General features: G+C 40.1%; 27 protein-coding genes and 1 pseudogene. 6 read left to right on the top strand and 22 right to left on the bottom strand.

Annotation, left to right across the window (positions count from 1 at the left end; translation table 11 throughout):
• Positions 1–483: 483 nt before the first annotated feature.
• The 4 genes from MKX35_RS16075 to MKX35_RS16060 all read right to left on the bottom strand — a co-directional run bounded on the left by MKX35_RS16075 (position 484) and on the right by MKX35_RS16060 (position 2,937).
• Complete coding sequence (locus MKX35_RS16075; RefSeq protein WP_076301147.1) at positions 484–1,350, bottom strand: SDR family oxidoreductase; 867 nt, start codon at positions 1,348–1,350, stop codon at positions 484–486.
• Between the two features lie 3 nt (positions 1,351–1,353).
• Positions 1,354–1,857, bottom strand: coding sequence for a hypothetical protein (locus tag MKX35_RS16070; RefSeq protein WP_143759608.1), 504 nt, complete (start codon positions 1,855–1,857; stop codon positions 1,354–1,356).
• Between the two features lie 108 nt (positions 1,858–1,965).
• Positions 1,966–2,532, bottom strand: coding sequence for a MarR family winged helix-turn-helix transcriptional regulator (locus tag MKX35_RS16065; protein ID WP_076301146.1), 567 nt, complete (start codon positions 2,530–2,532; stop codon positions 1,966–1,968).
• A 57-nt stretch (positions 2,533–2,589) separates the two neighbouring features.
• Positions 2,590–2,937, bottom strand: coding sequence for a VOC family protein (locus MKX35_RS16060; RefSeq protein ID WP_076287092.1), 348 nt, complete (start codon positions 2,935–2,937; stop codon positions 2,590–2,592).
• Between the two features lie 311 nt (positions 2,938–3,248).
• On the opposite strand from MKX35_RS16060, the gene MKX35_RS16055 reads away from it, so the two are divergent.
• On the top strand, positions 3,249–4,061 hold the full coding sequence (locus MKX35_RS16055; RefSeq protein WP_076301145.1) for a class I SAM-dependent methyltransferase: 813 nt from the start codon (positions 3,249–3,251) through the stop codon (positions 4,059–4,061).
• Positions 4,062–4,215: 154 nt separating this feature from the next.
• Here MKX35_RS16055 and MKX35_RS16050 read toward each other — a convergent pair whose 3' ends face one another.
• The 4 genes from MKX35_RS16050 to MKX35_RS16035 all read right to left on the bottom strand — a co-directional run bounded on the left by MKX35_RS16050 (position 4,216) and on the right by MKX35_RS16035 (position 6,434).
• A complete protein-coding gene (locus MKX35_RS16050; RefSeq protein ID WP_076301144.1) occupies positions 4,216–4,470 on the bottom strand; it encodes a cold-shock protein in 255 nt (84 codons plus the stop codon).
• Positions 4,471–4,538: 68 nt separating this feature from the next.
• Positions 4,539–4,787: a hypothetical protein gene (locus tag MKX35_RS16045; RefSeq protein ID WP_076287095.1), complete on the bottom strand. Its 249-nt coding sequence runs from the start codon at positions 4,785–4,787 to the stop codon at positions 4,539–4,541.
• Between the two features lie 248 nt (positions 4,788–5,035).
• Complete coding sequence (locus tag MKX35_RS16040) at positions 5,036–5,380, bottom strand: hypothetical protein (RefSeq protein ID WP_179086757.1); 345 nt, start codon at positions 5,378–5,380, stop codon at positions 5,036–5,038.
• 286 nt (positions 5,381–5,666) lie between these two features.
• The gene (locus MKX35_RS16035; protein WP_339796512.1) at positions 5,667–6,434 is read right to left on the bottom strand and encodes a nucleotidyltransferase domain-containing protein; all 768 of its coding nucleotides are present in this window, start codon (positions 6,432–6,434) and stop codon (positions 5,667–5,669) included.
• A gap of 150 nt (positions 6,435–6,584) precedes the next feature.
• Between MKX35_RS16035 and MKX35_RS16030 the strand changes: the two are divergent.
• Positions 6,585–6,954 (top strand): annotated as a pseudogene (locus MKX35_RS16030) (transposase); the annotation flags it as partial.
• 33 nt (positions 6,955–6,987) lie between these two features.
• On the opposite strand, the gene MKX35_RS16025 reads toward MKX35_RS16030, so the two are convergent.
• The 10 genes from MKX35_RS16025 to MKX35_RS15980 all read right to left on the bottom strand — a co-directional run bounded on the left by MKX35_RS16025 (position 6,988) and on the right by MKX35_RS15980 (position 14,919).
• Positions 6,988–7,863, bottom strand: a complete 876-nt coding sequence (locus tag MKX35_RS16025; protein WP_076286184.1) for an aldose 1-epimerase family protein — start codon at positions 7,861–7,863, stop codon at positions 6,988–6,990.
• Between the two features lie 475 nt (positions 7,864–8,338).
• Positions 8,339–8,590, bottom strand: coding sequence for a hypothetical protein (locus MKX35_RS16020; RefSeq protein ID WP_076300646.1), 252 nt, complete (start codon positions 8,588–8,590; stop codon positions 8,339–8,341).
• A gap of 204 nt (positions 8,591–8,794) precedes the next feature.
• Positions 8,795–9,352, bottom strand: coding sequence for a class I SAM-dependent methyltransferase (locus tag MKX35_RS16015; protein ID WP_076300645.1), 558 nt, complete (start codon positions 9,350–9,352; stop codon positions 8,795–8,797).
• Between the two features lie 129 nt (positions 9,353–9,481).
• Positions 9,482–9,823, bottom strand: a complete 342-nt coding sequence (locus MKX35_RS16010; RefSeq protein WP_076300644.1) for a hypothetical protein — start codon at positions 9,821–9,823, stop codon at positions 9,482–9,484.
• Positions 9,824–9,910: 87 nt separating this feature from the next.
• Entirely contained in the window at positions 9,911–10,282 is a 372-nt protein-coding gene (locus MKX35_RS16005) for a hypothetical protein (RefSeq protein WP_076300643.1), read from the bottom strand.
• Between the two features lie 257 nt (positions 10,283–10,539).
• Positions 10,540–11,565 (bottom strand): DUF4179 domain-containing protein, encoded by a 1,026-nt coding sequence (locus tag MKX35_RS16000; protein ID WP_076300642.1) that lies wholly within the window; start codon positions 11,563–11,565, stop codon positions 10,540–10,542.
• Complete coding sequence (locus tag MKX35_RS15995; protein WP_076300641.1) at positions 11,558–12,061, bottom strand: RNA polymerase sigma factor; 504 nt, start codon at positions 12,059–12,061, stop codon at positions 11,558–11,560. The genes MKX35_RS16000 and MKX35_RS15995 overlap by 8 nt, the downstream gene beginning before the upstream one ends.
• 393 nt (positions 12,062–12,454) lie before the next feature.
• Entirely contained in the window at positions 12,455–13,669 is a 1,215-nt protein-coding gene (locus tag MKX35_RS15990; protein ID WP_076300640.1) for a YARHG domain-containing protein, read from the bottom strand.
• Between the two features lie 106 nt (positions 13,670–13,775).
• Complete coding sequence (locus tag MKX35_RS15985; protein ID WP_076300639.1) at positions 13,776–14,210, bottom strand: GNAT family N-acetyltransferase; 435 nt, start codon at positions 14,208–14,210, stop codon at positions 13,776–13,778.
• A gap of 157 nt (positions 14,211–14,367) precedes the next feature.
• A complete protein-coding gene (locus tag MKX35_RS15980) occupies positions 14,368–14,919 on the bottom strand; it encodes a hypothetical protein (RefSeq protein ID WP_341044331.1) in 552 nt (183 codons plus the stop codon).
• A gap of 197 nt (positions 14,920–15,116) precedes the next feature.
• Here MKX35_RS15980 and MKX35_RS15975 point away from each other — a divergent pair, with 197 nt between their 5' ends.
• Both MKX35_RS15975 and MKX35_RS15970 read left to right on the top strand, forming a co-directional pair.
• Positions 15,117–15,623, top strand: a complete 507-nt coding sequence (locus tag MKX35_RS15975) for a hypothetical protein (protein ID WP_081383050.1) — start codon at positions 15,117–15,119, stop codon at positions 15,621–15,623.
• 475 nt (positions 15,624–16,098) lie between these two features.
• Positions 16,099–16,416, top strand: a complete 318-nt coding sequence (locus MKX35_RS15970) for a hypothetical protein (protein WP_076300637.1) — start codon at positions 16,099–16,101, stop codon at positions 16,414–16,416.
• Between the two features lie 562 nt (positions 16,417–16,978).
• On the opposite strand, the gene MKX35_RS15965 is transcribed toward MKX35_RS15970, so the two are convergent.
• On the bottom strand, positions 16,979–17,164 hold the full coding sequence (locus MKX35_RS15965; RefSeq protein ID WP_143759563.1) for a hypothetical protein: 186 nt from the start codon (positions 17,162–17,164) through the stop codon (positions 16,979–16,981).
• Between the two features lie 15 nt (positions 17,165–17,179).
• On the bottom strand, positions 17,180–19,453 hold the full coding sequence (locus tag MKX35_RS15960; protein ID WP_076300636.1) for an alpha/beta hydrolase: 2,274 nt from the start codon (positions 19,451–19,453) through the stop codon (positions 17,180–17,182).
• Positions 19,454–19,821: 368 nt separating this feature from the next.
• On the opposite strand from MKX35_RS15960, the gene MKX35_RS15955 reads away from it, so the two are divergent.
• Positions 19,822–20,085: an LD-carboxypeptidase gene (locus tag MKX35_RS15955; protein ID WP_341044329.1), complete on the top strand. Its 264-nt coding sequence runs from the start codon at positions 19,822–19,824 to the stop codon at positions 20,083–20,085.
• Positions 20,073–20,315, top strand: coding sequence for a hypothetical protein (locus MKX35_RS15950; protein ID WP_341044328.1), 243 nt, complete (start codon positions 20,073–20,075; stop codon positions 20,313–20,315). Before MKX35_RS15955 ends, MKX35_RS15950 begins: the two co-directional genes overlap by 13 nt.
• Before the next feature lie 143 nt (positions 20,316–20,458).
• Here MKX35_RS15950 and MKX35_RS15945 read toward each other — a convergent pair whose 3' ends face one another.
• On the bottom strand, positions 20,459–20,806 hold the full coding sequence (locus tag MKX35_RS15945) for a RidA family protein (protein WP_076300634.1): 348 nt from the start codon (positions 20,804–20,806) through the stop codon (positions 20,459–20,461).
• Positions 20,807–20,979: 173 nt separating this feature from the next.
• Complete coding sequence (locus MKX35_RS15940; RefSeq protein ID WP_076300633.1) at positions 20,980–21,615, bottom strand: hypothetical protein; 636 nt, start codon at positions 21,613–21,615, stop codon at positions 20,980–20,982.
• Between the last annotated feature and the right edge of the window lie 30 nt (positions 21,616–21,645).

Here is a 21,645-nt window from a genome sequence, read left to right as displayed (position 1 = left end):
CGATAACCCTCGTACTTAATAGTATTATTTTACTATTTATTCGATAAACCGTTTGGTAATTCATAGTTATAATCAATTTTTATCGAACCTTACATAACTACTTTTTAAGTCGATAATCACTACTTTATCCTGACCGCGATAGAATAATTAGAGGCCGACCCAACAAAATGGTCATCTTTTTTTCATATTCGGTATAGCATCTTTCTTTATTCGATACAGGTGATCGAGTAAACGATATCTCGTTCCCATCTTCAAGCCGAAACTGGTTCGCAGACACCGTGTCGGAACAATAACCGGGCCAGATGACGCAAAATTATTTCGACTGCGGTCCCATTCCGTTAACCTGCTGTTAGCTTAAATGAAAAAGAAGAGCTACCATATAGGAAGCTCCTCCACTAACGTTCTCAGTAAGCTCGATGACTTATCTAAATCGGAATAAAATTCTGCTATCGACACAAATATCAGAATAGGTGGACTCCACCTCTACCGGAAATTTTCTACACACTCATGTAGAAAGGCGTCTAGTGTGCGTGGCTCTCTGCCGAGCAAGCGCTTCACAGTGTCATTTGGACTTTCTGGCACCATCCTAGACATGGTTTGAATTTCCACAATGTGGTTCGCGAGCCAAGGAGGCAGATTCCCGTGCTCGATAAGATTACGGAGTAGTACTTGGGGTTCCAAGTTGATGTAACTTATCGGCCGATTAAGCAGGGCAGATAGTCGACTCGCGATCTGGGGATAACTGAAAATCTCCGAACCAGTAAGCGTATATATATGGCCTGATACCTTGTGGTTGGTCAGAACTTCTGCGGCAACGTCTGCAATATCGCGACAGTCTATAAAGTTACACGGTGAAACGCCCATGGAGCCGAAGAAAACATTTTGGGTTGTGATCGTTGGTGCAAAGCGCCTTAAATTTTGCATGAACGCATAGGGGCGCAATACGGTGTGGGTGAGACCCGATTCTCTCAGCGTTTTCTCAATTTCTTGATGCCAGCCCGCTACTGCCACTGGAGAGCTATGCTCAAAGGCTGGACTGGATATTTTTACGATGTGTTTGATTCCAGATTCGGCGGCAATCTGAATGATAGAGGTTTCCAATTCGATTTGTCTTGGACTGTTGGACATGGCAAGGAAGAGCTGGCTAGCACCTGTAAACACGCGTCGCATCGATGTGGGGTCAGAAGCATCGACAAAAGCGACCTCGATAATTGATCGGCCTTTTTCTCCGATCTGATCACGCAACTTCTCTGGCTCTCTGCTTAGCGCCCTGACAGGAACGCCAAGATCAACTAAACGTTCCAAAAGCGCACTACCTATCGTACCTGTTGCTCCCATAATAACTATCATTTTTTATCTTCTCCTTTTAGATGAAAAATTAGTTGTGACGGCAAGTCGCCACCGCCATGTCACTATCGTGCTTGCTATGAATCCAGACAACGGGAAATCGATCCATACACGATTGACCCAGGCCAAGTAATTAATCGGAATCATAAATTCTACAAAAACAGATGTCACCCATGCAGCGTATAGTCCAAATGAGGACCCGGCCATTGCGAATACCCCTACTACAACCAAGTGAGGTGCACAGATGACCCATCGCAAATGGCCCACTCGGCTGCGCAACAAAAGGCCAATCATCAAGGCCATCAAGGCCGATGCGCCGCCAATTGTGGTCAATGCCGCTATTTGAAGCCCCCTATCTGCAGTAACCAATCCCCCGATACCTGCCATAATGGCAGGAGCAGTATAGGCCATTACAAATTCACGCCATAGTACAAAAGTCTTTTTCTTGGAACCAGCAGCCTTGATGCCGTAAACATCATCTGTCTGATTCGAGTATTTCATCTGGTTCATTTACTTGCTCCTTTCATCTTTGAAGTAGTTCAATGATTGCGTTCAGCTAGATATAATTAGGTGCCTAACTATATAAGAGTAAAAATAGGCTAGCTTCACTAGCCCATTCTACTCATTACTGATGTTTCCCTTTGGTTTCGAGCCTAATTCGCCCGTAAGTGCTGAGATGCCTTGTGTAACTCGACCTAGCAAGTCGAGAAATACGCTGCGTTCTTCGATGTTGAGCAAGCCCACCATTGCTTCCAACCGAGCGAAATGCTCAGGAGCCATTTCACGGAGCTTCTTCGCTCCTTCTTCCGTTAAGACGACTGATTTCTGACGGCCATCGTCTGAGCTTGATCGCCGAGACACTAGCCCATCTCGTTCAAGAATGTCGATAAGACCAGTCACTGTAGCACGTGTAACGCCTAGATTCTCCGCTAATTGCGAAGGCAACTCTTCTCCTTCGTTATCTTCAAGATCTGCCAATAAACGATAACGCCCTGTTGATAAACCGAATCTAGAGAAATGAATCTCTGAGGCGTGTCCAAGCATGGCTCCCGCTGCCATTAGCCTAGAGGCGACGAGTATAGCCTGTGCGTCTATGTCTAGGTTATAGCGATCAATCTGACGCTTGGATTGTACAAGCGAGGGAATAGCCTCAATGTCATTTATTTTTTTATTATTGTTGTTCATATATGTAGTATGGTCCCTAACTACTTTTGTGTCAACTCATTTTTATTACACAACTCGTTATTTCTCCCAAAGCTCGATCAGTCGACCTTCAGGATCTTCAATCCAAACAAACTTTCCAAATTCACTAATTTCTTTTTTCTTTGCAAGTGGTATACCAATATGCTCAAGATGCTTAATAGTCTCGTCTAGATTATGTACTTGGAAATTTAACATCACTTGTTGTTCTGTTGGAAAATAACTGTCATCCTCGGTAAAGAAAGAAAAGATAGTCTCATTTCCTGATTGGGGCTTTATCACAGTCCCATTCCAATGATCTATTTCAATCTTCAAGACCTCACTGTACCATTTTTTTATAACTTCAAGATTCTTAGTTCTCCAAAAGATTCCTCCGAAACCTTTTATCATCGTATTTATCTCCTGTCAGTCATCAATTTTTTAGCTATCCGTTCTCAATAAATATTCGAGATTTAAATTTAAGTTCCTTTTTTAACTATCTTGCCCATGAATTGAACAATTAAAAAACTACTGCCATAGCAACCGATATTCCACTATCGTGTCCCGTTAGCGCAATGAGTCTACTAGATCCAATGGATGCAGTATGGAAGATTTTAGGTAGATGTATTCATAGAAAAATGGTACATTATTTTGGAATCAATAGCGCGCAAGTCAGGATATACATTTAGACTAATATTTTTATATTGGGGGATGGTACTGGCATGGACAAGAATTCTGTTTATAGAACAAATATTATAGGCGCTGGCGAGGTTGGTAGCGCTATCTCGGTCGATATGGACAAGAATGTTATTCATGAAACTAACAGCTTATTTTGGGATACAAAAGGAAATGATATTTTAGGAGCAACCGCACTTCCTTTATATGGAGCATTTGTCTCAGAAGAAAAATGCCAGCTTTTTGGCGATATTTCAGGAAAAAAGATGTTGGAGATAGGCTGTGGAAGCGGTCAATCCTTGCAATATCTCGGGGAACGTAAAGCATCTGAACTATGGGGTATGGATATATCAGAAAACCAAATCGAAAAAACAAGAGAATACTTATCAGATCACGGACTTTCAGCAAAATTAATCTGTTCACCCATGGAAGAAAAATGTGGACTACCTGAGGATTATTTTGACTTTGTTTATTCGATTTATGCTATAGGCTGGACAACCGATCTTGAGGGTACTTTTAGCAGGATTGCTTCTTACCTAAAAAAAGACGGCGTTTTTATTTTCAGTTGGTCTCACCCTATACACAAATGTGTTGTTGCAGAAAATGATATGCTTGTTTTTAAAAAATGTTACTTCGATGAATCTTGGTATTCGGTAACTCTTGACGAAAGTACGCTAACATTAGCTGACCGTAAACTATCAACCTATGTGAATGCGCTCTCAAAAGCGGGATTTGTTATTGAAGAAATGATTGAGCAATCTGATGATGAAATTATTCAATTGCGGGACGATAACGACGATTTTGCAAAAAAAGCAAAAATGCTCCCTGTAACTTTTGTAATCAAAGCAAGAAAACTATAATTAGTAGTTGAAGATAAATGCCGTTAATTGAATAAAGGCAGCCGATCATGTTGACTGATTGGCTGCCTTATCGCGTTTATTGAACTATCGTCTCCGGTTAGCTTAATTATGATTCCCGAAAGTCCATACATTCATCAAGTACGTCTCGATTCCTTCATTCCTCTAATATTTGCACATTCTTAGCTGTCCTGCGCTGAGAATCAACTATATTCGGAAACTCGAATAGGTCGAATTCAACTTTTTGACCCTCTTTAAGGAACCGAAAGCCGTTCGGTAACCTAATAGGGTCTGGTAGTATTTCGCTGAAGTGTACAAAAACATGGTAACCTTCCTGGCCGTCTAGCATTATCCGTCCGTAACCTTTATCTTCTTTGTACCATTTGACAACACCCCATCTTCTTTCCGCCACCTAAGCACCTCCTCTGTAACTTTATGGTACAACTCATTATGTGCTCACATCGCGTTGAATGAGTTATCTCATTTGATTTTTTTCGGAAACCCATATACAAAAAGTATCATACCGAGAAACGCAAGGATTGGCACAAAGATATTATCGAAGAAGCTTGTAATATGAGTTTCAGGTAGGGCGTTGAACATATTTGCTTCGTACAACGCTGCAATTTCATGGCTGCGAGCTATCAAAGAGCCTACTCGTTCGATTGCATAGATTACTCCAGCGGAAATTAGAAAGGATGCACCTAGTTTTCTGTAAAAGTCGTTGCCCATGAAATATTTGTCTCCTCCTCTATTTTTTATTAAGTACTTCTCCCACGATCCCACTTTACCACATTGTTCCAATTTTCTGGGTATCAGAATATCATTACATAACCTAATGCTAATAATGTGACGCTATAGCGCCACAAATTGTAAGTATTCTGCCGGGTAATTGAACAATAAAAAACAGCTGCCGAAGCAGCCGCTATTCTACTGTCGTTCTCCGTTAGCTTAATGATTTACTTTGCTTCGGACGAATCCTATTGCTCTTTATTGAGAACTTCATGGATTATATTTGTTATGTCGTTAATTTTGCGGGAACAATATTTTAAAATAGGGTTAGCCCAATATTCGGGTCCAGTTTCATCATCACCAATTTTCACTAAATTCAATGTATACACACCCTCTGAACGCATAGCTGGATAGCATCCTAAATCAAAAATCAAACCTGTCTTTTCATTTCTTAAATAGAATATATCCTCATGTAGCTCCCATACATAAGGAAATGAGTCGTCATGAAAGTCATCGGGATTAATTTCATAAAAATGATTCCATAAGACAGTCCAATCTGACGGAATATTTAATGGCACCAATTGTAGACTCATGTTAATAACACATCCCTTAACAATCTTCATATTCAAATCACCGTGATTGTCCAAGTTATCCTGCCCGTTACTTCAATGAAAAAAGCAGGCTACCGTAGCGCCTGCTCATTAGTGTGTATCATTCAACTAAAGTTCTCCGTTAGTTCAATAGTCTTATGTTTTAATTAGAGTCGCTGCTTATAGTTGTAAGGCTTGCCGAACACCTAATGCAGTGACGTCCCGACGGGCTTAGGGGGCTGGATGTGGTCACTCGCTTCTGAGAGTGACCCGGAGCGTCAATATGGTGTTAGCCGAAGGAAGTTCTGGAAGCAGCCATTGCATTTAAGGCGTTCTCAAAATAGCTATATACTTCATCTGCAATTCCCAGAAACTCTTCAACAAGTACATTACTATCCAAGTAACAAGCATACAGATAATCAACTAAAGCGGGGTCAATCTCACAATAGTTTAATATGGCATTCTTCATCTTAATAATGTCATCTTGCCATACACCTGTATCTTCTAAAACCAAAGAGTATAATGCACGAATTAATCTCTTAGAGTAACCTTTAATATATCTAGTTTTCATTGTGTTATCATTAGCATTAGAAAGTAAACTATGTATATGATCTACTTCCTCCTTGGTCTCTGTATTTAAGTCTAAAATGAACTCTGGAGAAATAATTATCGGTGGTACTTTTTCACCAACGTCATGACCATATATGCAAACACAAATTATCTTTACCCAAAAACCCCACTCATTTGGTTTACTTAATACATCGTCAATCGAGCAAATTATCGTATCAATCTTAGTTACTACTGGATATTCTTCCAAAAGCCTGTCTTTAATATTTGACAATCTTTCGTAATCAATATCTTTGGGATTTACACATACAATAGTAAAGTCTGCATCTGACTTAAAAGGTTTAGCAGTTCCTTTTGGAATCGAGCCACACATATAAATGCTATGAATCTTACCTTTAAATTCGGTAAGTATATTTTCTATATACTTATCAACAAAATCCTTATATTCACTTTGTATTACAATTCTATTTATAACTTTTTCTAATATCATATAGACTCCTCCTAAACTAAGAACTTCTTTCGGCTAACGTCTTTTTTGCGAACTTCGTAAATTCGTCATGACTTAAGTTATTCGCGAAATCATTCAACTATCCTGCCCGTTAGCTCAACGGCATCCACGATTTGACGCCTACTTCAATAAAAAAGAGAACAGGGCAAGAAAGGCATCGACAAAAACCAAGCAGACACCTATTATTTTAACGTGGAACAGTGCAAGCGTTGTCCGTTTAAAGAGGGTTGTTATAAAGAAGGATCGAAGAGCAAACCTACTCTGTAACGATTAAATCTGAAGAACATTCGGAACAGATTGCGTTGCGTTCCAGGAAACAGAGTACTTTAAAGAAAAATCTAAGGAACGCTACAAAATTGAAGCGAAGAATAGCGAACTTAAACATGGGCACGGGTATGATGTAGCTACATCCTCGGGTCTGATTGGTATGGAATTACAAGGTGCGATGAAGATATTCGCCGTGAACTTAAAGTTTTTTGCAATGGTATGGAGCCGAGCTTAACCAGTTGAGAACCCTGCAGATCCCTTCGGATCGTCAGTTGATTTCTATGGTCAGGGAGCTTGTGAAATTCGCCCCCGGCTCCAGGGTGATTATTCCCTCTTTAGCTTGAAGTTCACCTTCGAAGACGTCCATATCCGCTACTCCTTGCCAAGGCTCGATGCATATGAAGGGAGCGTTCAAAGGCTGCCAGATGCCGAGGTCGGGAAAACCCTTATAGCTGACAACTACGCTTTTGGAGGAGTGCTTGCTTCTAAGCGAAATCTGCCGAGAGCTCACATTTCGGAAAATCAATGCGCCTTCGGCGAACATTTCATGGGATAAAGGCAGGATGGTCTCTTGTTTCAGAACGGGCTCCGATTTGCCGCTGATCAGCAGGCCGTCCGAATTCAAGAACAACCTTTCAAGGTTTTCCGATTCAGCGAACTCCAGATAGTAATCGTTCAGGCTACCGTTGTCATCAAGCGGACAATTGAACGCCGGGTGGGTTCCGAGCTGGAAGAAGATATCCTGTTCATCGCTATTTTCCACCCGGTAACTAAGTTCCAGTGTGCTTGCATTCAGTTTATATGTAATATATAGGTTGAATTTAAAAGGATAACTGGCCAGGGTTTTCTCATCATAAGAGAGGCGGTAAACCGCGTGGGTGTCGCTTTCTTGGACCAGCGTAAATTCGCTGCGTCTGGCGAATCCGTGATTGCCAATCTTATAGGCTTTGCAGTCCACCTTAATCTCTCCGTTCCGGGCCGCACCAATAATGGGAAACAGCACCGGAGAACGGCCTGTCCAATACGTGGCGTCACCGCTCCAGATGTATTCAGCTTCCGGATCCAGCTTTCTGAAGCTGATCAGTTCCGCCCCAAGGGTATTAATCTCAGCTTCCGCCGAGCTGCTGCGCAAAATTTTATTCATTGTTGTACTCCCTTTCATACTTATAGTCCAGATACACATATTATATCAAAGTTCTTGAGGGAGTTGAGAAAAAGACAGCCAATTCATCAGCTGCCGTTTCTTCGTGCTTATTGAGCTATCGTGTCCCGTTAGCTTAATGGCATCTTATTATGCCGGTGTGCCTTCCTGAATTACGTCCAATATTGCTCTTCAATCTTTAGATCCTTATGTCTCTTATCTACGTACTCATTCTCACTAATTATTTCTATTTCATTAGAATCAAAAAAACTAAGCAATCTCAATCCTTCATTTAACAATTCATCTTTATATTGTCGGGAAAACTCTGACCTTTTAACTGGGTCTGCAAGTTGATCATCGTAATCAAATACAATATATTTAAGGGCTATCATCCTAAAAAAGGAATATCCATTACAATACTCCCTGTAAATGTGTGAACAAGAACTAATGAATTCCTCCTCAATATAAACAAATCGATTTAATAGATCTCTGATCTTAAACCTTCAACTGACCTATAATTAAGAATTTTTGTAAGTTGCCCTTCTAATTCATCCATCACATATTTAGAATTATAATTTAGATTAATCAATCTAAAATAGACATCTTTACCTATTGATTCTTCAAGTATCTCTTTTTTGTCATAAAGCCACTGTTCAAATTCCTTTGTTGAAAGTTTATTCCTCAAGACTGAGTGAAACCATTCTATAATTTCTTCATTGATCGGATCCATGATTTCAATCCTTTCCTTGCACCGCGGTTTCATATAACGCCTTATTTACGAACTTCGTGAATTTTCTTATGTATGAAGTATTCGTCGAAATGCTTACGCTCTACTGCCCGTTAGTTGAATAAAAGCAGCTGATCGTTCTGACTCGAATACTTGCGTGCCTTTATTGCACTATCCTATCCCGACTCTAGCTTAGGCGGTAAATGATCAGTTTTTATTCTTAATTATAAATGGCTTTTTGGCATCCACAATAATCGAAACCATCTTAAGTTCCTCGATAGAATTCCTTGAATCAAACCGAAAAGATCTTCCTATTCTCCCATCCACTTCATTCCAGTATGTATAATGAAAATCTCCGTTCTCGTCACAATACTCTAACAGCGTTACTTCAAACCCTGCCATTTCAAATACTGATACGAAAGTTTTAGCATTATAAACTATTTTATGAGTTGCAGCAGGATGATCCGCTGGTCCTGGACCACCGACTTGAACCATCTGTTGATACCAATCGTTACTGAAGTTTTTATCAGGAACGGCACAACGAATGTACCCACCAGGTTTTAAAAATTTATAACAATGCTTCGCAGCCATAATCCCTTCCTCATAGGTTAAATGTTCCCACACGTGTTCAGCCAAGAGCGCATCAATACTCTCTGGTTCAGATAATTTATTCCAACTTTCTAAAGATAGTAAATTCAACTCATCTACCTGCGTACTGAGCCAACCATCATACTTTGTCTGTCCTGCTCCAATGACCACTTTCATATAAATACCACCATCCAATCTTGTTCTTGAACAATATAACTAAGTAAATATTCTTTAGGCTTAGGTTATTTCCTCTATTTGTAACTAACCTGCCCGTTAGTTGAATAAAGGTAGCCGATCGTGTTTGAGCTAACGTTCCTCGTTAGCTTCACAATCCATCCACGTGTTCCTCAGCCGCCGAATGAATATCTCAGGTTCATTTGGGTCAAACACCTCAATCCCGTCATCTTTTATAAGCTGTCTTTTAATCAAATCGTCAATGAGCAGATCGGTTACATCGTGATAATGGTCCAATACATTTTCCTCTTCAATAAAACTAATTTGATCGCCTATATTACTCAAAAGGTACCAGGTCGTCATAGCTGCTGTTACGGGATTTCCGGTTAATTCCTTTGCTTTACTTGCTGGGAGATGGGCAAAGCTTATTATTTCTCCTTTGCTTTTATTGACTAAAATATATCCTTGTCCCATTTAAAATATCTCCTCATTTTCTTAGTTCACTGAACTAACGTGTCCCGTTAGCTTAACCAAACGACGAACCTTAATCATCGCTTGTTTCTATACAAGAGTCCCAAACAAATAAACTGCAAACACAGTAATACTAAGAACCAACATAACTCCTCCCACCCTATAACAGAAAGTAGTTCCAAAATTATTTGGATATTTTTTCGAAATTATCACTGCTGGTAACCAAAATACGATAGCAGCCATAAATGGAATGTGATACCCCTCGGTTTCATTCGTATATATATTCCAATTGAATAACTTAAAAAGATAATGGCTCAACATGAAGTCGTTTTGAAATTTAAAATTAAATAAAAAACCTAAAATAAGAACAACTATTGCAAATGACCCAGTACCAAATGATCTTTTTATTGTCACTTCATTTCGCTCCCCTGCAAATTGTTGCCCCTTGGCTACAATTCTCATAGAGTTGGTTTTCCAATTATATCCTATACGTAGGAACAGTAAATTTGTTGCGTTATCCTGCCCGTTAGCTGAACAAAGGCAGCCGATCCACTGATCGATTGCCTTTGTGTCGTTATTGAGCTATCGTGTCCCGTTAGCTTAATGACTCGGAACCATCTTTGTCGCAAACTACAAATAGCATTGTGCCTAGCCAAGCTAAGCGTGATGGGGAGCATTTGAAGCTTACTTAAATAAGATATTAGTAAAGTAGTGGAGATTCATTTATTAATTGGAATTTCTTTGTCAAAGAAAACGATAGACGCGATTTCCTTATCATTTATAACATTTTCAAACGTTTTAATTGTAACCATTTGGTTACTCATGTAATTGCTTCTAGATAATCCGGTAAAAATGCTGGTAATTTCTGAGGTGCCATCTTTATAGTTTATCGTGATAGGGAAGTCATCCAAATATTCATTTGGACCAATTTCCTTAAATCTGCTGGCAGCATTAATCTCCTTCAATGATCCGCTATTAATCTTCAAAGTAATTGAAATTGGCGAGACAGAGATCGTTTTTAATATTGCCGTATAACCAAACATCGTAAAGCTTTGATCGATCTGATAAAGGGTCGAATACTCCTTAAATTCTAGTTTAAAACTGGTTTCCCAAGGACCAGGAATGATGGTTTTAAAATTGCCGGGAAACAGATCTGCAGCTTGTAAATCATAGAGTTTTAAATTAACCGTTTGATCTGCTAAGGAACTGTCGGTCATAATATTCATGATCAAGCTAATTTTATTGTCATTAGGATTTCCATCGTTGAGCACCTCAAATCCTGTACTGTGAAAGCTTTGATTTGTCGTAATCGAAGTATCAAAACGGTATCGCGCTGCATTTAGAACAGTGCCTTCTGGAGCAGTAAAGTCCATTAAAATATAGGTTAGATTGCCGTCGCCGATCACTTGCTTAAAAGTAAGCGATCCATACTCATTTTCCACGGTTTTGCCCACTACATAAGCGCCATTGGATAAATATTCCGTTTGCTCGTTATTTGCTGGTTTAAGAAATTTTATAAATGCTTCATCTAATCCCATATATGCCGCTGCGAATGCCGTTGTCGTTAAACAAACCATCAGCACGGTAGCCAGCACGGCATATCTTACAGGTTTAATAGGAGGAATTCTTCTTTGCCTTTTATGTTCAAACTGGGTTTGCATTAAAATGTTATGAAACATTTTTTCTTTTTGTTCGGTTCTTGGCGTAAGAGCTTCAAAAATTCGATTAATATTTTTGTTACTCAATATAATTCCCTCCCAAATCCATCTTGAGGCGTTTGCGGCCTCTGAATAGTTGCGTTTGGATCGTGCTTTCTTTGCGTCCTAACATTTCTGCTATTTCTTTTACCGTGTACTCCTCGAAATAGTATAGATATAATACAGTTTTGTATTTTTCGGGAAGTGAGAGCAGTTTTGCAACCATCTTGCCGGATGGCTCATCACCATTCCAAGAAGCAACTTCCGGCAAAGCGTCTAATGCCACACGACGGGTTGTCCACCAATTTTTAAGAACGTCTTTACAGTAATTTCGAGTGGTTACCATCAGCCATGCTTTTTCATGCTCGTGGTCATTGAAAAGCATTGGAGATTTAATTAGTTTTAGAAATACAGATTGAACAGCATCTTCAACATCAACGGGATTTTTCAAGTATATAAAGCAAAGTCTGTAGACTAGATCTGCACGCCGTTGATATAGTTCAGCCAATTCTTTATCCGTACGTAATAAAGAATTGCATTCCATTTTTTCGCCTCCTACATTCAACACGATTGATGATTCCAAAATATCTCATTACCCGGTTTTATTTTTTTACATGAGACAGATTATGCACACTTGGACGATTTCCTTGTGTTTTTAAATTTCAAGACAAAGGACCCACCAAGGCGGATCCTTCTGCTGTTTTATTAAGCTAGCGTTTCCGTAATCGTAATGACTAATAGGTCGTTGCTTACAATTACGCCTACGCATAACTGCCCGTTAGTTGAACAAAGGGCTACCTCTCGGTAGCCCTCTCATTATTGAACTATAGTGTCCCGTTAGCTTAACGGTTGATTACTCGTCAATCCGCTCACCAGTGAGATTAAATAAATGTCCATATCTACTTTTAGCAACGGGTCCCATACCGACATCCTCCGTCTAATCATATAAAATCAACCCGTCAAAAAAACTACTATAGTCGACATACTCATCGCCCATGATGTACCAGACTTCCTTACCAGTGCTAGTCTGAAGCATGATATGGCCGCGTTTGTCGTCACCCAGGAATTTCACGTTGTCTCCAGGCTCCAGCGAAAAGGCTTCGTCCGTGCCATCTTTATAAAACTGCACAGCAATTTCCTTTTTGATCGTTAAAAGCGTCGGTGGTTCCATCGGATAAAAATCCTGTTGCTCTTCATGAAGGGAATGTTCGGCATCCAGACGGAATACCGAATCTCGGAACCAGGTTTGAAAATCGTCGCTTTCTTTTGCGCTGATCACTCTCCCGTGTCCGTCATACATCGAACTGTGTGCCGATAAATCGGGAAGCTCACCTATTTGCTTGAGGGTTTCGCCGTCATAAGAATAGAAAGATGTTGATCGTAAAAAGACCATTTGCGAATCCATTTGAAGTGCAATCTCGAAATATGGATCGTCAATATCCAGATCGACAATATCCAGATAAGGAAGCAGCTCACTGCCCACCTCCATTGTGATGTTATTCACCTTCAGGTTGAAGGCTCCTAATTCCGTTACCGGCGGTATTAACTGAATCTCTTCTTCACGACCATCTCCGTTCAGATCCACGTTCATCTTCTTCTGTTTAAAGGCCGAATCGCCTGTATAATCCCGTAAATGGACATCATCTGTATGAGATGGTTCGAGCTTATAGTCAGCGTATTTGAGTTCGTAGTCACTTAGTAGCGCCACGTTCTGTTTCTCCGTCGGGCTAAGATGCTCCTTGTAGGCAGAGTCAGCATGATACCAAGGCTTGGCGGCAAAGTAGTTTTGCAAATCCTTCTGTTTAAATACATACCCATGCCTTGCAAATATCTCGTTGCGCGCAAGCTTCAGAATTCGGTCGTCCAGACTGCCGATCTTTTCCGGGGAAAGTACCGTATTCGAGCTGTCTTTCAAAATATACTCTCGTATTGCAGCTGCAACAGTAGAAGGAGCAGCAGTTGTCTCACTTGCCGCAACTAGATTACCGACCGTTCCTTTAGCGGCTTTCTCTTTTTCCGCATAAGTACATCCGGAAACGATTAATGACAGGGCAATCCCCCCATATATAAGCCGAAACTTCCGAAAATCCATTTTGTTGACACCCGCTTCGTCATATGAATTCGATTTGATAATCGTGTATAAATGTACCATAAAGTGGAATCTAGCGTATAGAAAAAGCGAGTCTTCCACTTCTGAAGGAGCCGCTACAGTTTATATCTCCTTTTTGATTTGAATGTTCACTAACCTGCCCGTGAGCTTAATGATCACTTGAATTATTTGTGACTAAAAAAATACATTCAAACCGCTCTACTCCTGGGTATTTTTCTCCCAAACTTGTTATCGAGAAACCATTTTTTTTATAGAAGCCAACAGTATCTTTATCGGTTTCTGCCTTTATTCTCACAATCTTTTTAGTTTTAATGAACTCATTTACCATTTCGCTGCCTATACCTTTACCACGATAATTGGGTTTAATTGCAATATGCTTAAGTTCTATTTCATTTGTTGATTCGTATATGACTCCAATTAATCCTACTAGCTCATCATTATTTAAACTCCCTACTAATTCCCGCGAATCATTGTCTATGTATGTTTTAAGTTCATTATCAATTCTTTCATCATTAGCCCACATACACTCAGCCATTAAAAGCTTCAATTCACCTAAGTCTTCATAATCTTTTAAACAAATCATAAGAAGCACCACTCCTTATTTAGATGATCTTACAGATGTTACGTATTCTTGACACATGTTAAGCTATCTTGCCTGTTGAATACAGGCAGCCGATCGAGTTGACTTGACAGGCTGCCATATCGTGTTTGAGCTAACGTTCCCAGTTAGCGCAAAGATACTATTGAACCTGATTAGCTAAATCAATTAGGTCGGACTCATCTAATTTATAATTGTTTAACTGATTAAGGTTCCCGTTAATATAATAAACAAATCGAGCCAAAAATCCTTTTTCACTTTCCCGCCAAATTGATTGACTGGTTTCGTCCTCTTCGTAATATGCTTGTTTCCCATTTTCAAGTTCAAAGGGTTGCTTGCCTTGCGAGGATATTTTCTCTGGTTCATCAATAACCTTGCTCAAGATATACCTTAATTCTTGCGTGGTCTGCTTGTTTTTATAATGAAAAATATACTGTTGAAGTACATCAGGATTATCAATTGCTATTTCCGTGCGAACTTCATTAACTTCAAATGGAAATCTATATGGTTCATTGAAATCATAGAGCATTGATTTACTTCTTTCTTCGGTTGGATTGCTGCTACTACATCCACTTATTAAAAAAATCATTACTAGAAAAGAAAAAGAAATATTCCTCATTGTTTCACTCCTTATTACTTTAACGAAAAAGGAAATATTTAGTTGCGCTAAACTGCCCGTTAGTTGAACAAGCACGCTTTCTTTTATTACACAATATCTTCGTACTGTGCATCATCTAAAGGAACCATTTCTGTCAAAGAAAAAAAGTATTAGACTGAGGAAATAAATTACTAGACTGCCGAGGGCATTAAGAAAAACGGGCAGGATAGTTTTAACAACACGACGAAGTACTTTAGGCATTGGTAGTTCCACGAATAATCTGGAAGAAAGAGGTGTTTACAATCCGAATCCATATAATCGGCGGCTCAGGAAGCGGTAAATCCTATATCGCGGCGTTATTGAGCGATAAGCTCGGGATTCCGCATTACGATCTAGATGATATTTTCTGGGATCAGCAATCAAGCGAATATGGCGTAAAGACACCGGAGAATGAGCGTGATCGTCAGCTCACAGAAATCATCGGTCTCGATTCATGGATCGCAGAAGGGGTATACAGGTCATGGGTAGGGCCTAGTTTTGCCGCTGCAGATAAGATCGTCGTACTGATGACGCCGTTGTCCGTTCAAGAGGAACGAATCTGGAAGCGCTATGAAGAGCGCATTGTGAACATTGCCCCAAACAAGAAGCGTGAGACGCTCGAAGGAATCCATAACTTGTTGGCATGGAATAAAGATTACAATCTGACGAAGTTGCCTAACTTAGTCGACCATTGGGACTATAAGGATAAAATGATCCTCGTAAGCGATAATATAGATCTTCTTGAACTTCAATTAATGTGACTTCTTTTTCTTGTTAAGCTCCCATGGAAGAACGTAATTACTTCCATAATCTGTGGTGTCGCTTGAGCGACATGGATGGCTAACGGGAACGTTAGTTCAATAAACCAACAGTAGTCTAGGACTTTATTTCTCAGTTTAAGACAGGTGTTGGTTTTTATATTGGAGCCCTCAAAACGAGCTCTTTTGGAATTTACTAGTGAGTAGTATGCGTCAAATGCGACATAAAACCTCCACTTATCTCGTTCTAAACTGCTTGAGCTAAAGTGTCCGGTTAGTTGAACGAGCACGCTTTCTTTTATTACACAATATCTTCGTACTGTGCATCATCAAACGGAACCCTTTCTGTCAAAAGAAAATAAAGTTATAATCTGTCGAGGGAATTAAACCGAGCAGGATAGTTTAATTCATTTCACGAATATCTAATCGCTAAATAAAACGTTATGTGAGACACAGAAAACTAGATTAGGAGACCAACATGGAAAAGGCAGTAAAAACTATTCTTCTAGCCATGATCCCGAGTATACTAGCCATATTTTTATTAATCGAATATTTTCCTTATACTGGTCTTGGAAGAATTTTGAGTATTCCGATAACATTGTTTTTTAATATTATTATTTTGTTAATTTCTCTACTTATCACTCGAAAAATAAAGTCAAGAGTATACAAAAGCTTTTATTGGATTACAGTTATCTCAATAAGCGTGCTAGTAGCAATTATTATGCACCCACAAGAAAACTCACCTAGCGTTTTAAGTCAAATAAGAGAACTGATATTTCCCCATACTTTCAAATGAATACTTCCGAATTTTCACCTTTCCTTATGTCGCAATTTGCGTCAAATGTGACATAAAACCTCCACTTATTTTGTTCAACTAAACTGCCCGTTAGTTCAATGAAAAAAGCAGGATACCTTAGCTCCTGCTCTTCAATTTGTATTATTCAACTATCGTGTCCCGTTAGTTCAATAACAAAAAATAACCTCGAACTCTATTTTGAATTACAATTGAATGACACTGATCATATTTCCGTTATTATCAGTAAGATCAAAACGTTTAGGTTCACCGTTCCTTACCTCTGAAACGGCTACTCCATTTTTCTCGAGTCTAGCCCTCACTTCTTCTACATCCTTCACAACAAAATTGAATGGAGTGTATTTATTAATTGGGGGATTTGTCGTTTATGACGCGGAGGGAAGGTTGTGAACTTTTCAAAGGCAACGAGCAATCATTCAGTAGTACTGCCTAAAGGTGGGATGATCGTTTTTGGTGGTGCTAAGGGGGATGTATTAAAAATTAATTTGCAGAATAAATAAACTTGTAGCACATAAAGCTTATTCCATATTAGCGATGAGGCCTCTCACAACGTTTTGAAGAGGGGTAAGAATCTTATCGCGTTTACACTGGTATAGACACAGTGTGGTTGCAAAATCAGAACAGCCCGGTCACCAAATGATCGGGCTGTTTTGATATAGATAAATGTGTTTTCCTGTTCTTGAGATACGATGGTCTCCAGCACCTTTGCCCTTGTCACCAACTTGTTCAAGTCTAACTTCCTGTATTAAGGCGTATTACCTCCTGTAACATATTCATTTTGGATGCCGATATTACCGATCAGTACCGTGCCCTTTTTCGTTTTATCAAATACAAAACCGATTTTGCTCAATTGCTCAGGTTGGAAATTCGGGTTGGCCCTTTTTAAATCGGCAAGGTGGAACGCAAAGTTTTGGAACACCGGCTCCTTCGTCGGTTGCAAAGTCGTGAAAGGCCATTTTATGATGTTGCCTTCGAACATCGGTAGTAAATAAGCTTCGCTGCTAAGAGGGAGGGACGCCACGTTGCCTTCTTTGTCCTCCACATTAATGGTCAAATCTACGAGGACATCCTTGTCACGATTTGCTTTCTCGTCATTCCAGTCAGCCATCGAAAAAACGATGGAGCTCGTTTCTCGTATATCGAGACTGTCATTTGGCAAAACAACCGTGTAAGAGGGAACGCCAGGTGTCGCAGTACTGTCCCACCCCAGACGCACTGCACTGTACAAGTCGGGGGCAAATTTCATCTCCACTTTTTCCTCTTTCCACTGCTTCAGATGCTCCCCGTTCAGCCTTCCTCCAGCCAATGTCGACGTACTCAGATCGATGTCTTCGTCAAAGCTACTAATGAGCTTTGTATTCGAGTCCATATAGTTGCTGATATACATGGTGTCCGGCAGCCACTCTCGGGCATAACCAATATCCTGGAACATGGACCGATATTCTCCTTTCCCTTTCAATGTCGTATCTAGGAAGGACGATATGAGCACCTTAGCTGCTTGTAGCTGCTCCTCCTGCGGTATCAGTTGAGCGGTGTTGAACAGTTTATTGCCAAGCCCTACATTGTCGTTTCTTCCCCAGACGGTGTTGAATTGGCCGTGATTCGCACCATAAATGTATACCGATGCTTTAAAATAATCACTACCGTTTGAAAAGCCGATCCGACTGTATTGGCTCGCGCCGGAATATGTGCTGACGTCCATGTCGTGTGCGCCTTGCAAAGTCAAATAGTTCAAATCCTTTAACGGAGTCAGGTGTCCCGCAGGCTTGTATTGCCCGTCAGTACCCGCAATCGAAATGATGGAACGGATACCAAAGTTGTAGTCGAATTTGATGTTGCCGTTTTCCGGGGAGGCCGGCAGTTTGTTATATGCCGCTGCGACCGTTACCGCCTCACCGCCGCGAGAGTGGCCGATCAGAGCGATCTGGCTCATGTCCGCTTTACCGAAAAACGGATTATCCTTCGTCTTATTCCACTCGTTCCACACTTTCACATGCTCCAACATCAACCATCCCCGGGCTGGGTTTTCTTTCTCCAACAGGTTGAGTGTAAACAAATCATCGTAAAGGGATGTATTGAGAAAATTTTCGTCTATGGATACAAAAATATACCCGCGACTCGCCAACAGCTTACCCAAATATTCATATCCCGGGTCCGAATAATCGGTTGAGTTGGCGTTGCCATGAACGGTGACGATTAACGGAAACGGTCCTTCGCCATCAGGATACCAGACCAATCCATTCAGCGGCATTTGATCCGGTCCGAAACCAAACGTATTTGTACGATTAGATGACCACTTTTCCACAAAAGCCGATCCGTTCACCTGTTTTGTCACGAGCGACCCATTCTGGTTAAATTCCTTCCGATAACTGTTTGCGCTACCGTAAGTTAACGTTTTGACCTTATACGGTCCTTGTTCAGCTGGATTCGCCGCCGCCGTTGGGTAGCGGTCCGCAGTTTTCATCGCTGTTAAGCGGTACGGCTTCGCCAAATCCGCATTGCCGTTGTTCAGCAGCCAATACCCGCCAATGCCAATGGATCCTAGCGTAACTGCCGCCAAAACCCCAGCAGTTACTTTCGAAATAAGCTTTGCCTCTCGGTATCTACCGGTTATCAATCGGGATAAGAGGGCTCCTAGTATAGAAAATACGACAATTATCAACAATGGGACGATAAACATCAACTGTATCGGCCCGATGAAGCTAATGAACAGCAAAAAAAACGAAGCGAGAGCAATCCAAACATAACGCGAAGGCATTCGCTTGGCAACATGAAGCACTCCTGCAATTGCGCCGGTTACGAGCACAATCACAAGCAAGATCACTAACGTTCCGATCAGATATTCGCCCAAACTGCGCGTTCCCAAAACGAAATATCCTTGGATGAAATACAAGCATAATGCGATGATGAGCAATACGATGGAGGCCCCTTTCCATCTTGGGGCAAGTGGACTAATTTTTTTCCATTTGTTCATTAACCGTGGGGTTCGCCCCGTCGGCTTCAATTCTATTCTTGACATGTAACGACCTCTTTCCCATAGAGCTTGTTCAAAATGTACCGCATAAGGTATAGAAAAATAAGCTAGTTTCAAGATGCAACCGTTCATGATGGACCATTCATATATTCGAGGTAGATACTAGAAACCCTCTTCTTTTACATAGTTTTACAATTTCAAACAGATCCATGTTTAAGCTGAATTAAGATTGTTCTTATTACAAGTAGGGTTGCGTGGTAACATTAGGAAATAATATATTGGGAGGAAGAGCAATGATAAAACCCAAAAGACTTAAGTCTGGTTCGAAAATAGCGATAATTTCACTTTCTAATGGTCTACCTTATCTGTTCCCAGATATCTACGAGCTTGGTATAAAAAATCTTTAAGACAACTTGGGATTAGAAGTTATTGAGATGCCAACCGCAAGAATGTCTCCAGATGATTTATACAAAAATCCACAAATTCGTGCAGATGATATAAATAAATGTTTCGAGTATGAGAGTATAGATGACATCATCACTTCAATTGGTGGGTATGAATCGGTTAGAATACTACCGTTTTTGGATACAAAGACAATCCAAAAAAAAACCGAATTTATCATGGGTTTTTCAGACGCGACTACTTTTATAACTTACTTAAACCAATGGGTATGGTAACTTTTTACGGACCTTCTGTTATGGCAGGTTTAGCCCAAATAAAAAGCCTTCCAACCGAATATACTGAACATTTAGAAGCGATTTTATTTCAAGGTCGTTTCCCTTATACATATTCTCCATTTGAGAAATGGACCAATGGATATAAAGATTGGAGCAAATTAGATACGCTAGGTGAGTGTCAACAGTTTTATAATAATGAGACTGGATGGACGTTTTTACCACCGAGCTAGGATATTTGTGGGGTGGATGTATCGAAGTATTAGAATTTATGAAATCAACTATCTATTGGGCTTTACACTGCCCGTTAGCTCAACGAGGCTGCCGTTTCTTACCGGCAGCCTCGTTCTGGTGATTGTTCAACTATAGTTCCCCGTTAGTTCAATCCTTTGTACGCTATTCCGTCAATCATCATAAGACAATCTGAATCAATGAACTCTGTTGTGGATGTCATTCTTGCAGGGAATTTGTCCTTCTCAAAATACCCGCAAAAAACTTGTTCCATTTCGGGTAAGTCCTTAATATTTTTGAGGTAAACATTAACTTTCACAACGTTTTCAAGTGGTACATCGAGTTGATTGAGTGTGTCTTTTAAGTGTGAAAAAGTATTGTGAATCTGCTCGGTAAAGGTTACTCCAAAACCTCTATGTAATCCTAGAAATACATAATCTCCAGCCTCAACAGCAGACGAATAGCTAAACGGCGTTGAAATTCGATTTATCATTTCCATGAGCCCCCTATGTAATAAGTTCACTCTTTCACAATAGAACAATTGTTCCTATTTGTAAATATTTTCTTTTAATAGAACTCCATGCTTTCCTGCCCTTTAGCTTAATAAAAACAAGGAACACTGTCGAGGCAAACTGTTCCTTGTTTCGTTCAACTATAGTTCCCCCGTTAGTTCAATCGTTGGATATGCCAAGGTTCTGTCCCCCATACGGATTTTTTGGCAACATACATTACCTTTTCATCCTTATAAATAAAAATATTTTCTGGAAAATCCTTATATAAATCAAACAGGTGCACAGGTAAAATAGCAGCATCAAATGCCCAAAGTCCCTCTTTATTGCCTGACACTATTGCCTCCCAAGGAACTCCATCCATAACTTCATTTGTGAAAAATACTCCAGTTTGTTTAAACTCCTCAGAGAACTTTGTCATAATCCTCCAAATCAAGGATTGATGCTGGCTTCGTAATAGTCCTGTTCTCCAATCGAGTTCTATCTCTTCCGTCCAAAGCAAGATACTAATTTCCAGATATGATTCTTTTAATTCCTCAATAACTCCAGGTGTTAAACCTACTACAAATGGCCGTAAATGGAGTTGGAACCCGTTATTGTCATACAATTGAGGCGCAGCGCCGCCACCAACGTACATGAAACCATTTTCCGAGACTTTCCATTCCAGCTCATCGTTGAAGTATTTAGAATCAAGTTCTAGCGAGTTTATTACTTCTGAAAAGAGCCTGATAACATCCTGGAAATTGAGATGATCACACTTTATATAAGTTTGGATTTGAGAATATTCGGGCATGAGAACACACCTTTTGGGCTCAACTTTTAA

Source organism: Paenibacillus sp. FSL R5-0923, from assembly GCF_038009145.1.
Taxonomy (GTDB): domain Bacteria; phylum Bacillota; class Bacilli; order Paenibacillales; family Paenibacillaceae; genus Paenibacillus_AQ.
Note: the sequence above shows the minus strand (reverse complement) of the source record. Positions and strands in the feature narration are given on the sequence as shown.